This is a genomic window from Micromonospora sp. DT201 (assembly GCF_049841575.1).
Taxonomy (GTDB): Bacteria; Actinomycetota; Actinomycetes; order Mycobacteriales; family Micromonosporaceae; genus Micromonospora.
Map to the genome: position 1 here is coordinate 164362 of NZ_JBNCKP010000010.1, position 13173 is coordinate 177534.

Annotated in this window: 9 protein-coding genes; 3 read left to right on the forward strand and 6 right to left on the reverse strand. The window is 71.2% G+C overall.

The features are described 5' to 3' along the window. Positions 1-26 precede the first annotated feature (26 nt). Together ACLQ28_RS18695 and ACLQ28_RS18700 are read right to left on the reverse strand one after the other, a co-directional pair. Positions 27-881: a 2OG-Fe(II) oxygenase gene (locus ACLQ28_RS18695; RefSeq protein ID WP_425687549.1), complete on the reverse strand. Its 855-nt coding sequence runs from the start codon at positions 879-881 to the stop codon at positions 27-29. Next, positions 871-3063 carry a tetratricopeptide repeat protein gene (locus ACLQ28_RS18700; RefSeq protein ID WP_425687550.1) on the reverse strand — a complete coding sequence of 731 codons (2193 nt, stop codon included), beginning with the start codon at positions 3061-3063 and terminating at the stop codon, positions 871-873. The genes ACLQ28_RS18695 and ACLQ28_RS18700 overlap by 11 nt, the downstream gene beginning before the upstream one ends. A 343-nt stretch (positions 3064-3406) precedes the next feature. Here ACLQ28_RS18700 and ACLQ28_RS18705 point away from each other — a divergent pair, with 343 nt between their 5' ends. Beyond that, complete coding sequence (locus tag ACLQ28_RS18705; protein WP_425687551.1) at positions 3407-3979, forward strand: hypothetical protein; 573 nt, start codon at positions 3407-3409, stop codon at positions 3977-3979. A gap of 34 nt (positions 3980-4013) precedes the next feature. Here ACLQ28_RS18705 and murD read toward each other — a convergent pair whose 3' ends face one another. Beyond that, on the reverse strand, positions 4014-5360 hold the full coding sequence (gene murD / locus ACLQ28_RS18710; protein WP_425687552.1) for a UDP-N-acetylmuramoyl-L-alanine--D-glutamate ligase: 1347 nt from the start codon (positions 5358-5360) through the stop codon (positions 4014-4016). Positions 5361-5442: 82 nt separating this feature from the next. Here murD and ACLQ28_RS18715 point away from each other — a divergent pair, with 82 nt between their 5' ends. Further along, positions 5443-6792 carry a hypothetical protein gene (locus ACLQ28_RS18715; protein ID WP_425687553.1) on the forward strand — a complete coding sequence of 450 codons (1350 nt, stop codon included), beginning with the start codon at positions 5443-5445 and terminating at the stop codon, positions 6790-6792. 142 nt (positions 6793-6934) lie between these two features. On the opposite strand, the gene ACLQ28_RS18720 is transcribed toward ACLQ28_RS18715, so the two are convergent. Genes ACLQ28_RS18720 through ACLQ28_RS18730 form a run of 3 tightly spaced genes read right to left on the reverse strand, consistent with a single transcriptional unit; the run spans position 6935 to position 11266 of the window. Beyond that, positions 6935-8839: a PucR family transcriptional regulator gene (locus ACLQ28_RS18720; RefSeq protein WP_425687554.1), complete on the reverse strand. Its 1905-nt coding sequence runs from the start codon at positions 8837-8839 to the stop codon at positions 6935-6937. A gap of 39 nt (positions 8840-8878) precedes the next feature. Continuing rightward, the gene (gene argG / locus ACLQ28_RS18725; protein ID WP_425687555.1) at positions 8879-10330 is read right to left on the reverse strand and encodes an argininosuccinate synthase; all 1452 of its coding nucleotides are present in this window, start codon (positions 10328-10330) and stop codon (positions 8879-8881) included. 45 nt (positions 10331-10375) lie between these two features. Next, entirely contained in the window at positions 10376-11266 is an 891-nt protein-coding gene (locus ACLQ28_RS18730) for a TrmH family RNA methyltransferase (RefSeq protein ID WP_425687556.1), read from the reverse strand. Positions 11267-11316: 50 nt separating this feature from the next. On the opposite strand from ACLQ28_RS18730, the gene ACLQ28_RS18735 reads away from it, so the two are divergent. After that, positions 11317-13164 (forward strand): thiamine pyrophosphate-requiring protein, encoded by a 1848-nt coding sequence (locus ACLQ28_RS18735; protein WP_425687557.1) that lies wholly within the window; start codon positions 11317-11319, stop codon positions 13162-13164. Positions 13165-13173: the final 9 nt, after the last annotated feature.

Here is a 13173-nt window from a genome sequence, read left to right on the forward strand (position 1 = left end):
TTGCCGGTGGGTCGCCGGCGCACTGGTCAGGCGAAGATCAGCAGCGGGTCCGTCTCCGCGCGGACGCCGATGAAGCAGGCCGCCGAGGTACGGCAGCCCGCCCGCACCTCGCGAACACCGTGCATCCGGCCCGCCTCGAACATCACCAGATCGCCCTTTCCGGGCAGCACCGTGTCCAGTGGTGGGCCGACCCGCTCCGGTTCGATCCCATAGTCGAACGGGTCGGCCTTGAGGGCCACGAACTCCTCCTCGGACAGGGTGCCCCAGAAGTCGATCTCGCCGCCCGCGCCGGGCTCCGGCACTTCCAGGTAGATGTTCACCCCCAGCCGCCGATGCAGCCGGTAGGTGTCGAGCAGCGGGATCTGCCGGCGGTCGATGTGCGGACGGCCCCGACCACCGGGCGTCATCCGGCGCAGCACACCGGGCAGCATGATCCGACCGTCATGCCGACCGACGGTCGCCCCGTACGGCCACATCTCGTCCAGGTCGAGCCGGACCAGATCAGTGGGTGACTGCTGCCCGGCGAACACGTCGTGGCGGATCAGCCGAGTCGTGTCGGTGGCCGTGTCCAGGTAGCGCTGGACGCTGTCGCCGCCGTTGGCCACCTCGCCCATCGAGGTGCCGACGCTTGTGAACTCCTTGGTGAGCAGGAAATTGGTCTCGTCGACGGCACGGACCACCCGGGGCAGCGCGGCGTCGCACTGCTCCGGCGGGTAGTACTCGCGATGCCAGATCACGTCGATCTCACCGGTGGCCAACTCCCGCAGCGACTCGGCGGTCAGTCGGTCCCGGTGACGTAGTTGATCGCTCAACGTCAGCTCCTCGTCAGGCTTGCTGCGGATCGGGAGCGGGACCTCGACGTCCCGTCCGTCACTCGCCACGTAGCTTCCTGAGGTCGGTCTCGGCCCGAACCGTGTCGGCGTGGTCGTCGCCGAGAATCCGACGCCGGTCCTTCACCACCCCGTCCAGCACCTTTGCCGCCTCCTCGGTGGCGCCGGTGGCAATGAGACATTCCGCCAGGGTGTGCCGGGCCGCGATCATCGCAACGTGCTGGACCTGCCGCTTGGCGCTGTCCGTCGAAAGGATCTCGCGAAGGTCGGCGAGGGCCTCCTCGACCTCGCCCTCGCGCAGCCGGCACAGGTCCAGCGTGTGCCGGACCGTCAGGGTCTCGAAGTGGTCCGGGGCCCAGTGCCGCAACCGGATCTCCAGGATCTCGGCCAGCTCGGCGTGCGCGTCGGCGTACCGTCCCTGGTAGACGATCGCGCGGGCCAGGCTGTGCCGCGCGGTCATGGTGTCCCGGTCCTCGGGGCCGCGCACCCTGTACTCGGCCCGGACAATGTCCCGCAGCTCGTCCTCGGCGTCGCTCCACCGGCCCCGTTCCAGGATGGTCCGGGCCAGCTTGTGCCGGCTGGCCAGCGTGTTGCGGTGCTCCCGCCCGAGCAGCGCCTCCCGTGCCGGGATGATGGCGCGAAGCTCGTCCTCCGCCCAGCTCAGATGCCCCTGCTCCAGCGCCGCCCGGGAGCGTTCGTGGCGGAGGCTGAGCGCCGGCCGGCCGTTCAGGTCGACACCGATGCGGCGGCACCCGGCCAGGCAGAGGTCCAGGAAGATCTCCGCCTGCCCGGGCAGGCCCACGGCCAGGATGTAACGGGCGATCAGTCGGGCCAGGTCGAGCGCGACGTCCAGCAGGTCCGGGCGGGCCCGGGGCAGGTCGCCGCTGTCGAGGAAATCCAACACCGCGCCCATCGTGGGTGGTGCCAGCACGTGCCAGCTCGACCACTTGTCCGGCTCGTCGGGGTCGAACTCTTCCTCGCGAGGCCGGTCCGGGTCGCGCAGCCGAAGCGCGTCCAGCAGGTCGAGCACCAGTTCGTGGTACGCCGCCCGAGCAGTCACGACGTCGGGTAGATCCCGGATCAGCTCACGTACCAGCGGGTGCAGGGTGACCACGTGGGCGACCGGGGACTGCGGCGGCAGCGACTCGATCACCCCGAGGTCGACAAGCGCGAAATCCGCCAACGAACGCAGGACATCGCGCAACCGATCCTCGCCGATCTCGCCGATCAGCGGCGAGGCGGACAGCCGGACCGGGTCGAGCAGCACCGTGTAGGGAATCGGCGCGTCACCGAGACAGGCCAGCAGGCGGAGCACCGGCCGAGCCTGGTCGAGCCCGCGACCGGCGAGCAGGTCCAGCGACATCTCCCAGGACTGCACCACCGGACGGACGGCCATGTCGAAGCCGCTGGAGCCTTTCCGTCCGGTGCCGGTTCGCCGGTCCAGTGCCTCCCGGTAGTCGTCGTAGGTGCGGATCGAGGACCGGGTGGTGCCGACCGGGATGCGATTGGCCTGCGCCAGGTAGGTGCCGGCACCGCGCAGCGCCAGCGGGTGCCCCTTGAGCCGGGCGGCGAGCCCGGTCGCCTGGGCCAGCGTGCCGGGGGCAGTGCCGGCGAGGTCGACGAGCACCTGCGCGCCGTCCTTCGGCGACAGCTCGTCGACCAGGTACATCGTGGACCACTCGCCCCAGGTGTCCCGCCGCCCGTCGCGGGTGGTGACCAGGACCAGCCCGTGGGGCGTACGCGGCTGGCGGAGCCAGCCCGTGCCGTCGGCGACCTGCCCGTCGACGGGGGCCAGCAGAGTCGGTTCGTCGGCGTTGTCGAAGATCAGCAACCACGGCCGGTCGGAGTTGTTCAACAGGTCCCAGACCAGCTCCACCGGGCTGCGGGCCTTGCCGGCCCAGGCCAGGTCCAGTTGGTTCTCCGGAGCTTGGAGCTGGCCCGCGACCTCGCGCATCCCGGCGCTGACCCGCGCCGAGTCCTTCGCGGAGATCCACCAGACCAGCCAGCCACGTTCCTCGAGCTGACGGGCCACCTCCTGGGCGGCGAGGCTCTTGCCGCAGCCGCCCAGCCCCCAGAGGATCTGCGTGGCCTCCTCCGGGGCACGCGAGGTGCCACCGGGCGGCTCGGCAGCCCGCAGAATCGTCTCGACCAGTTCGTCGCGCCCCCGCAGCGGCAGCCGGTTACGGCGAGGCGGGATGATCGAGAATCCGGTGGCCTGTGCCGGCGCGGTCATCGGACCGGCTCCGTAGGGCCCGTCCCCCTTCGGTGCGTCCCCGGGCTGCCGCGCTTCGCACGGCCCGCGCGGGGGCGGGTCGGCCGGGCCCAGCCAGGCCGGTGAGGGGTGGGGTGACGGTGGGTCATCTGGCCTCCCGGAAGGGGGGTGACGGCAGGCTCCACGATGGTTGGTCACGCCGAGGGGGTGATCCGTAACCAACACTACCGGCTCAAGCTCCCGCAATCACTCTGTGCAGCCGTACCAACATGAAAGATGCAGTCCCGTCGGCAGGACGGCCGACGGGAGCCGCTGAACGGTGGAGCCGAGAGCGGACCTGGGCTACCGCGACTACCGTTGTCGCATGTCGACAGTGGAGGTTCTGGCGTGCATTCCGGCCGATTGGAGCATCGACTGGGGATCGGTACCGGACTGGTTCGGCGGGCTCGGCACTGTCGGCACCCTGCTGTTCGGTGTGCTCAGCCTTCGTCGTGAGTTGCGGGCCCGGCGACGCGAGGACCGGGCCGCGCAGGCCCGCCAGGCCCGGCTCGTCTTCACCACAAGCCGCACCGAGGGCAAGAGCGTTCTGCGCGTACGAGTCGCCAATGACAGCGACGGGCCGATCTTCGACCTGGCGGCGACGCCGGTGGTGCAGACGGGCGACCCGGGCCCGGGTGGCCGGCAGGTGCCGGTGATTATGGTGACCGGCCCGGTCGACCGGCTCGACGGCGGGGCCTCTGCGGACCTGTTCATCGCCGTCGACCGCAGCGTCGACCTCACCGGCTACGCATCGGCGACGGTGCGGCTGCACTTCACCGACCAGCAGGGCAACCGGTGGTGGCGGGAGGGGACCGCCCAACCGGAGCCCGACATCGGCGACGAGGCGATACCGGCCCGCCGCTCCTGGCTGCGCCGACTCCTGCCACGATCCGGCTGAACCGGCCCCGGCGCGTCCGCCCGCGTGCCCGGAGTCAGCCGACGGTGTCGGCGACGGCCTGGGCGAAGACCTCGGAGCGGTGTTCGAAGTTGCGGAACTGGCCGTAGCTCGGCGCAGCCGGGGACAGCAGCACCACCCCGCCGGCCGGGGTCAGCTCCCGGGACAGCCGCACCGCGCCCACCAGGTCGTCGACCAGCTCGGTACGCACCTTGGGCAGACCGGCGAGCACCTCGACGATGCGGGCACCGCTGTCCGGAATGCCGATCACGGTCAGCTCGCGCTCGGCCAGGTGCTCGGCCAACGGCGTGTAGTCCAGACCCCGGTCGTTGCCGCCGACGATCACGGTCAACGGCCGCCCGTCGTACGCGTCGATGGCGTGCATGGCCGCGTACGGGCTGGTGGCCAGGGTGTCGTCGACGAAGGTCAGCCCGGACGGGTCGGCGATCTCGGTGAGGCGATGGGCCAGCCCCTGGAACTCGGCGACCGCGACGGCAAGGTGGTCCTTGCCGGCCACCACGTCGACGCCGAGCGCGTCGAGCACGGCGAGGGCGACGCACAGGTTGCCCTCGTTGTGCCGGCCGACCAGCGGCAGCACCGCGCGCGGAAAGAGCGGCTGGTCACCGAGGTGGAACCAGGGCGTGCCGTCCGCGCCTTCGGCGACGTGGGTGGTGTCGGGGCCGCCGGCCCGGACCGCCGGCCGCTCCCCCAGCTCGGCGGCGAGTCGGGGGTCGCCGCCGTTGACCACGATCGTCTGCGGGTCGTGGGCGAGCAGGTTGAGCTTGTCCCGGTAGTACTCCCGCTCCCCGCCGTGGGCGTCCAGGTGCTCGGGGAAGAGCGCGGTGACCACCGCCACGCGTGGCGAGTCGGTGAGATCGCTGCACTGGTAGCTGGACAGCTCCAGCACGTACAGCTCCGCCTCCGGCAGGTCCAGGGTCGGCACCCCGATGTTGCCGCCGAAGACGTTCGGCTGGCCCATCGCGGTCAACAGGTGACTGATCAGGCTGGAGGTGGTGCTCTTGCCCTTGCTGCCGGTGACCCCGACGGTGCGCGCGGCATGGTCGGCCATCCACAGCGCGGTGCCCTGGGTCACCGTGACACCGCGTCGGCGCAGCTCGACCAGCCACGGGTGGGTCTGCGGGACGCCCGGGGAGCGCACCACCACGTCGGCTGCGGCCAGCCGTTCGAAGCCGGCCTCACCGGTGACCAGCGGAGCCGCCTCGGCCAGCGGGCCGTCCCAGGGCAGCGAGAGGAAGTTCGCGCTGTCATCGACGGCGACCAGCTCGGCCGGGCCGTGCGCGGCGATCGCGGTCACAGCGGCCCGACCCTCCCGGCCGGTGCCCCAAACGGCGACGGTACGTCCGCGCAGGTCAGACAGGCGCACTGGGCTCTCCTCGGGGGTCGCGGCGGCAGCAGGGCGGGCCCGGTCCGGACACGGCCGGACGAACCAGGGCCTAGTATGGCGTGTGCCCAACGAGCAGCTCCGGCGGATGGACGCCTTCACCTTCCCGTCCTACTCGATCGACTTCGCGACCGGCGAGGTGTTGTTCGACTACGCCCTGACCGGCCCGGCCGGTGAGCAGCGGTTCACCGAGGTGATCACCCTTCCGCTGCCGGCAAAGCCGCCCTCGGACGAGACGGTGGCGACCCTCGGCCGGGTGTTGGAGGTGCTGCACCTCGTCGCCGGGGTCAGCTACTACAAGGCCGCCGCACCGCCCCGGCTGGTGCTGCCGGCGCCGTTGGGCGGGGCCACCGTCGACTACGTCACGGCCGTCTACACCAAGGGCCTCGGCGAGTACGCGTACCGCAACAAGCTGCCGCACGTGCTGGAGCTGCGCCCGGAAGTGCCGGTGGGTTCGCCGGAGTCACCACGCGTGTACGACGACTCCGATCGTCGTCCGCTCTCCGCGGTCGGTGGCGGCAAGGACTCGATCGTCAGCCTGGAGGCGTTGCGCCGCGCCGAGTTGGACCCGGTGCCATTCTCGGTCAACCCGAACCACGTGATCGTCTCGGTCAACGAGGCGTCCGGGCTGACCCCGCTGGCCGCCCGCAGGCGGATCGACCCGGTGTTGTTCGAGCTGAACGCGGCCGGCGCGCTGAACGGGCACATCCCGGTCACCGCCATCAACTCGCTGATCGCGGTGGCCACCGCGGTGCTGCATGGGCTAGGTCCGGTGGTGATGTCCAACGAGCGCTCGGCCTCCGACCCGAACCTGGTCTGGGACGGTCACGAGATCAACCACCAGTGGTCCAAGGGTGTCGAGGCGGAAGGGCTGCTGCGGGCGGCGCTGGCCGAGCACGCCGGCCTGACCGAACCGTACTTTTCGCTGCTGCGCTCGCTGTCCGAGCTGCACATCGCCCGAATGTTCGCCGAGTTCACCCGCTACGACGACGTGGTGACCAGCTGCAACGCCGCGTTCAAGCTGCACGACGCGAGCGAGCGCTGGTGCCGCAACTGCCCGAAGTGCCGGTTCGTCTTCCTGGCCATGGCGCCGTTCATGCCGCGAGAGCGGGTCACCCACATCTTCGGCGGCGACCTGCTCGCCGACCCGGAGCAGATCCCCGGCTACCGCGAGCTGCTCGGCGTGGACGGGCACAAGCCGTTCGAGTGCGTGGGCGAGGTCGAGGAGTCGGTGGTGGCCCTCGGCCTGCTCGCCGAGCAGGACCAGTGGCGTGACGCCCCGGTGATCCAGGCCCTGGTCGAAGCCGTCCCGGAAACGGCCTGGTCCGCGGTAGCCACCTCGGATGTCTTCACCCCCGGTGGCCCCAACCACATCCCCCCCACCTACGCCAAAACCCTAACCCCCCTCCCCTAACCCACCCACCCCGCTCCACCCACCTCCCCACCCCCACCCCACCCACCCCCTCAGTCGGGTGATCAAGAAGTTTGCGTCATCGGGAGCGAGATTTCTGACGCAAACCTCTTGATCAACACGGGGGGTGGGGGGTGGGGGGGCGTTAGGGGGTGCGGACTGCTTCTAGGGCTAGTAGGGCTACGTGTAGGGACAGGGATGCCTCTACCGAGTCGAGGTCGACGTCGAGGATGCGGGCGATGCGGGCCAAGCGCTCGTAGAACGCCGGCCGGGACAGGTGGGCGGCGGCAGCGCCCGCGGTCTTGTTGCGGCCCTGCTCCAGGTACGCACGCAGCGTGTCGAGCAACTGCTCCCGGGGGTGCCGGGCGTCGTACTCCAGCAGGGCACCGAGTTCGCGCTCCACGAACGTCTGCAACCGGGGCTCGTCGCGCAGCAGGTGCAGCAGCCCGGCCAGGCCGACGTGCGGCAGCCGGAAGATCGGCAGTTCACGCCGGTCCCGGCGGGCCGCCTCGGCGATCTGCCGCGCCTCGACCAGCGACCGTCGCGCCTCCCGCAGGTTGCTCACGCCTGAGCCGGCGGCCACGATGACCCCACCCGGAGCACCGCCGGCACCCCGGGACGGGTCAGCACCGCCCACCGCCCGAGCGGCATCGGCACCGAACGCCGAACGGGACGCCTCCACCCCGAACGACGACCGGGACGTCTCCACCCCGAACGACGACCGGGACCCGTCCGCACCGGACGCGGCCCGATGCGCGTCCGCCCCGGAAGCAGCCCGACCCGTGCCGGCGTCGAGGCGTACCCGACGAAGTGCGTTGGCGAACGCGGACAGCGCGCGGTCCTCGGCGGCCGGGTCGGTCAGGGCCAGCAGCGCGCCCACCGAGTTGTCATCGACCGCGCTGGTCAGCGCGGTCAGCTTCGCCTCCCGCAGCGCCTGGCCGACCGCCTCGGACAGGTCCCGCAGCCGGGCCTGTCCCGCCTCCGGGCCGTTTTCCCCGACCGGGTCCTCAGCCCGGTGTCGGACCATCACGCCGACCAGGTGCCGGCGGTCGAGCACCACGCCGAGCGCCTTGGCCCGCAGCGCGACTTCGTCCACCGGCCGGGAGTGGTCGAGGAGCGCGGTGAGCAGGGTGCGGTGGAGCTGCCGTTCCAGCCCTTCGGCGTCGCGGCGGATCAGTCGGCCCAGCGCGAGGGTGGACGCGGCCCGCTCGATCAGGATGGTGAGCCGGGTGGGCGGTCCGGCGTCCCGCGCGGTCGGCTCGCTGGCCTGGTGGGTGGCCACCTCCCCGCTGGCGGGCCAGCGCAGCAGCAGCCGACCCCAGTCCTGCCCTCGGGCGCCGACGACCGTCACCAGCCAGCCGCTGTCCAGGTCGTACGCGCTCCGCCCGGCCGGTCGGATCCGCCGGGAATGCTGCTCCCAGCCGTCGAGCAGCATTTCGGCGCTCTCCCCGGCCGGGTCGTACCCGAGCACCTGCCGGGACAGGTTTTCCAGCACCACGGGGCAACCGGACAGCTCGGCGGTCTGCCGGATCACCTCGGCGGTGTCGGCGCCCTCGACGGACAGGTCGTTGAAGCGCTGGTGGATCTCCTCGGTGGCGCGCAGTTCGGTGAGCTGCGCGTCGATGATCAGTGCATGCACCGCCTCGGTGATCGGCACGAACGGGGTGGCCCGGCGCAGCTCCACGAGGGGCAGCCCGCGCCGCTCGGCGGCGGCGACCATCACCCGGGGCACCCCGCTGACGTAGCGGCGGCCCAGCTCGACGACGAGGCCGGAGACGCCGACGTCGGCCAGGTCCCCGATGAACGCGCGCAGCCCCGCGTCGTCCCCGGGCAGGCCGATGCCGGTGGTGAGCACCAGTTCGCCGCCGCCGAGCAGGGTGGCGATGTCCGGCACCTCGGCGACGTGCACCCAGCGGACCGGCCGGTCCAGCCCGGCATCCCCGGCGACCATGCGCGGCGCGCCGTGGCGGACCGGGTCCAGGGCGAGGACCTCACGCACGGTAGGGAACACGGCCGACACGCTACCCTCCGTGACGCCGGATCTCGACATTCGCCGGGTGAGCGTCACGAGGGGTCGCGGAGATGACGCTCAGTCGACGCCGAACTCCATGGCAGCGCGGTCGAGTGCCTCGTCGTCGGCGGAGGAGACGCCCCGGGAGGCGATCGCTTCCGCGCCGCCCTGCGGCATCGCACCGATCAGACCGGTGGAGGCCGCCTGCGCGGCACCGACCATCCGCTGGGGGGTCGCCCCACCGACCATGCCGAGGTTGGCGTACTGCTCCAGCTTCGCCCGGGAGTCGGCGATGTCCAGGTTGCGCATGGTGAGCTGGCCGATCCGGTCCGACGGGCCGAAGGCAGAGTCTTCGGTACGTTCCATCGACAGCTTGTCGGGGTGGTAGCTGAACGCCGGGCCGGTGGTGTCCAGGATCGAGTAGTCCTCGCCCCGGCGCAGCCGCAGCGTCACCTCGCCGGTGACCGCCGTGCCGACCCAACGCTGCAACGACTCGCGCAGCATCAGCGCCTGCGGGTCCAGCCAGCGCCCCTCGTACATCAGCCGGCCCAGGCGGCGGCCCTCGCTGTGGTAGTTGGCCAGGGTGTCCTCGTTGTGGATGGCGTTGACCAGCCGCTCGTACGCGGCGTGCAGCAGCGCCATCCCGGGCGCCTCGTAGATGCCCCGGCTCTTGGCCTCGATGATCCGGTTCTCGATCTGGTCCGACATGCCCAGGCCGTGCCGGCCGCCGATCAGGTTGGCCTCCAGCACCAGGTCGACGGGGCTGCCGAACTCCTTGCCGTTGATCGTCACCGGACGACCCTGGTCGAAGCCGATCGTGACGTCCTCGGTCGGGATCTCCACCGAGGGATCCCAGAACCGCACTCCCATGATCGGGTTGACTGTCTCGATGCCGGTGTCGAGGTGCTCAAGGGTCTTCGCCTCGTGCGTGGCACCCCAGATGTTGGCGTCGGTGGAGTATGCCTTCTCGGTGCTGTCCCGGTAGGGAAGACCGCGTTCGAGCAGCCACTCCGACATCTCCTTACGCCCACCCAGTTCGGTGACGAAGTCGGTGTCGAGCCACGGCTTGTAGATGCGCAGCTGCGGGTTGGCCAGCAGCCCGTACCGGTAGAACCGCTCGATGTCGTTGCCCTTGAAGGTCGAGCCGTCGCCCCAGATCTGGACATCGTCGGAGATCATCGCCCGCACCAGCAGGGTCCCGGTGACGGCTCGGCCCAGCGGCGTGGTGTTGAAGTAGGCCCGCCCGCCCGAGCGGATGTGGAAGGCCCCGCAGGTCAACGCTGCCAGGCCCTCCTCGACCAGGGCGGCGCGGCAGTCGACCAGTCGGGCAAGTTCGGCGCCGTAGCTGAGCGCGCGACCGGGCACCGAGCTGATGTCGAGCTCGTCGTACTGGCCGATGTCGGCGGTGTAGGCGCAGGGGATGGCGCCTTTGTCGCGCATCCACGCGACCGCGACCGAGGTGTCGAGGCCGCCGGAGAAGGCGATGCCGACACGTTCGCCGGTGGGCAGGGAGGTGAGAACCTTGGACACAAGGAAGATTATGCAATATGACGCATGGCCATGCAAGCCGGGGGTCTACTCGTTGCCGAACGGCGGATCGTCGCGCCCCAACTCCCAGAACGCCACGGCCGCGGCGGCGGCCACGTTCAGCGAGTCCACTCCGCGCCGCATCGGGAGCCGCACCCGCACGTCACTGGCGCCCTGCGCCGCCCCGGTCAACCCGGGCCCCTCGGCGCCGAACAGCAACGCCGCGCGGGCCCGCTGGGCTGGGGTGAGCCGCTGGATCGGCAATGCGTCCGCCGCCGGGGTCAGCGCCAGCACCGTGAAGCCGGCCTCCCGCGCCTGCTCCAGGCCGTCCGGCCAGCGGCTGAACTTGGCGTACGGCACCGCGAAGACTTCCCCCATGCTGACCCGCACACTGCGCCGGTAGAGCGGGTCCGCACAGGTCGGCGACAACAGCACCCCGTCGATGCCGAGTGCGGCGGCACCTCTGAACACCGCGCCAAGATTTGTGTGGTTGTTGACGTCCTCCAGGATCACCACTCGGCGCGCGGCGGCGAGCACCTCGGCCGCCGTCGGCAGCGGCTGGCGGTGGAACGACGCCAGCACCCCCCGGTGTACGTGGAAGCCGGTGGCCCGTTGCAGCACGTCCTGCGTCGCCGCGTAGACCGGCGCGTCGCCGGTGTCCAGATCGGCGAGCTGGTCGATCCGCTTGGCGTCGACCAGGTACGACCGGGCCGGGTAGCCAGCGCGTAGCGCCCGGCGCAGCACCAGCTCCCCCTCGGCGATGAACAGGCCGTGCGGCGGTTCCCAGCGGGTGCGCAGCTCGACGTCGGTGAGCGCTCGGTAGTCGGCGATCCGGTCGTCGTCAGGGTCAGTGATCTGGTGGACGGGCACCCGACGATTCTGCCGGACGACGGACCTCGCCAACCGATGCCCGCCTGCCGGGGCGTTTTGTCCGCACAAGAAAGGGAATGACCGGCGAAGTATCGGACCCGACGGGAAGGACCAGCCAGGTGAGCACGGACCACACGACACCGGGCGAAGCAGGCGCTCTACCCCGGCGCCCGACCGTCGCGGACCACATCGTGTCGCGACTGTTCAGTTGGGGCGTGCACCGCTACTTCGGCTATCCCGGCGACGGCATCAACGGCCTCACCTCGGCGCTGCAACGCACCAACGAGCGGGCCCAGTTCATTCAGGTACGCCATGAGGAAACCGCGGGCTTCGCCGCGTCGGCACACGTCAAATACGGCGGCGGACCGCTGGGCTGCGCACTGGTGACCAGCGGACCGGGCGCCATCCACCTGCTCAACGGCCTGTACGACGCCAAACTCGACCACCAGCCGGTGATCGCCCTGGTCGGGCACACCGCAGTCACCGCCGAGGGCGGCGGCTACTACCAGGAGGTCGACCTGCTCGCCCTCTACAAGGACGTGGCCGCGGCCTTCCTCGCTCAGCTCGACCATCCGGCACAGGTCCGTCACCTGGTCGACCGGGCGTGCCGCACGGCGTTGGCGCGGCGAACCGTCACCGCGCTGATCCTCCCCCTGGACCTGCAGGACGAGCCGGCCATCCCGGACCCACCGCACGCGCACGGCTACTACCAGACCAGCAACGTGCCGAGCAGTACGCCGACCGTGCCGCCAGAAGCCGACGTACGCCGGGCCGCCGAGGTGCTCAGCGGCGGGCAGCGGGTGGCGATGCTGGTCGGCCAGGGTGCGCTGGGCGCGAAGGACGAGGTCCACGAGATCGCCCACCGGCTCGGCGCCGGGGTGGCTACCGCGCTGCTCGGCTTCACCGCCGTCGACCACCGAGAACCCTGGGTCACCGGGGCGATCGGGCTGCTCGGCACCCGGCCCAGTTGGCAGCTGATGACCGGCTGCGATCGACTGCTGATCGTGGGCAGCAACATGCCGTACTCGGAGTTCTACCCGCCGCCCGGGCAGGCCCGCGCGGTGCAGATCGACCTGGACGGCACCCAACTCGGCCTGCGGTACCCGACCGAGGTGAACCTGACCGGCGACGCCCGCCCCACGCTGCGGGCACTGCTCGACGAGCTGGGCCCCGGACCCGGACCGACCGCCTGGCGGGCGGAGATCGCCGAGGCCACCTCGGCGTGGCGCCGGGTGCAACGCGACCTGGCCGAGCAGACCGCCGACCCGGTCAACCCACAACTGCTCTTCCACACCCTCAACGAGCGGCTGCCCGACGACGCGATGCTCGCCGTCGACTGCGGCACCACCACCGCCTGGTACGCCCGCCACGTGCAGGTCCGCCCCGGGATGCTGGCCAGTCTGTCCGGCACGCTGCTGTCCATGGGTGGCGCCATGCCGTACGCGCTGAGTGCCAAGTTCGCCCACCCGGACCGCCCGCTCGTCGCGCTGATCGGCGACGGCGCCATGCAGATGAACGGCGTCAACGAGCTGATCACTGTGGCCAAGTACTGGCGCAGTTGGACCGACCCACGTTTCGTGGTGCTGGTGCTCAACAACCGGGATCTGGCGTTCGTCAGCTGGGAACAGCGGTCCACGGAGGGGACGCCGATGTTCCCGGACAGCCAGCAACTGCCGGACATCGCCTACCACCAGTGGGCACAGGTGCTCGGGCTGCACGGTGAGTTGGTCGACTCGCCGGAGCAGGTGCCGGGCGTCTGGGACCGAGCGCTCGCCGCCGACCGACCGGTGGTCATCAACGCCCTGGTCGACCCGGCCGAGCTGATGCTCCCACCGCACTTCACCGCCGAGCAGGCCCGCAAGACGGCGGCAGCGGTGCTGCGCGGCGACACCGACTGGGCCGGCATCATCCGCCGCGGCCTACCCTCAACGCTGGCGAGCTACCGCCCCCGCCGCCGCAATCCCTAACCCCCCACC

Excerpts from the sequence above, each read along its gene's own strand:
- ACLQ28_RS18700 (WP_425687550.1), bottom strand. The coding sequence starts at position 3,063 with ATGACCGCGCCGGCACAGGCCACCGGATTCTCGATCATCCCGCCTCGC.
- ACLQ28_RS18705 (WP_425687551.1), top strand. The coding sequence starts at position 3,407 with ATGTCGACAGTGGAGGTTCTGGCGTGCATTCCGGCCGATTGGAGCATC.
- ACLQ28_RS18720 (WP_425687554.1), bottom strand. The coding sequence starts at position 8,839 with ATGTCGAGATCCGGCGTCACGGAGGGTAGCGTGTCGGCCGTGTTCCCT.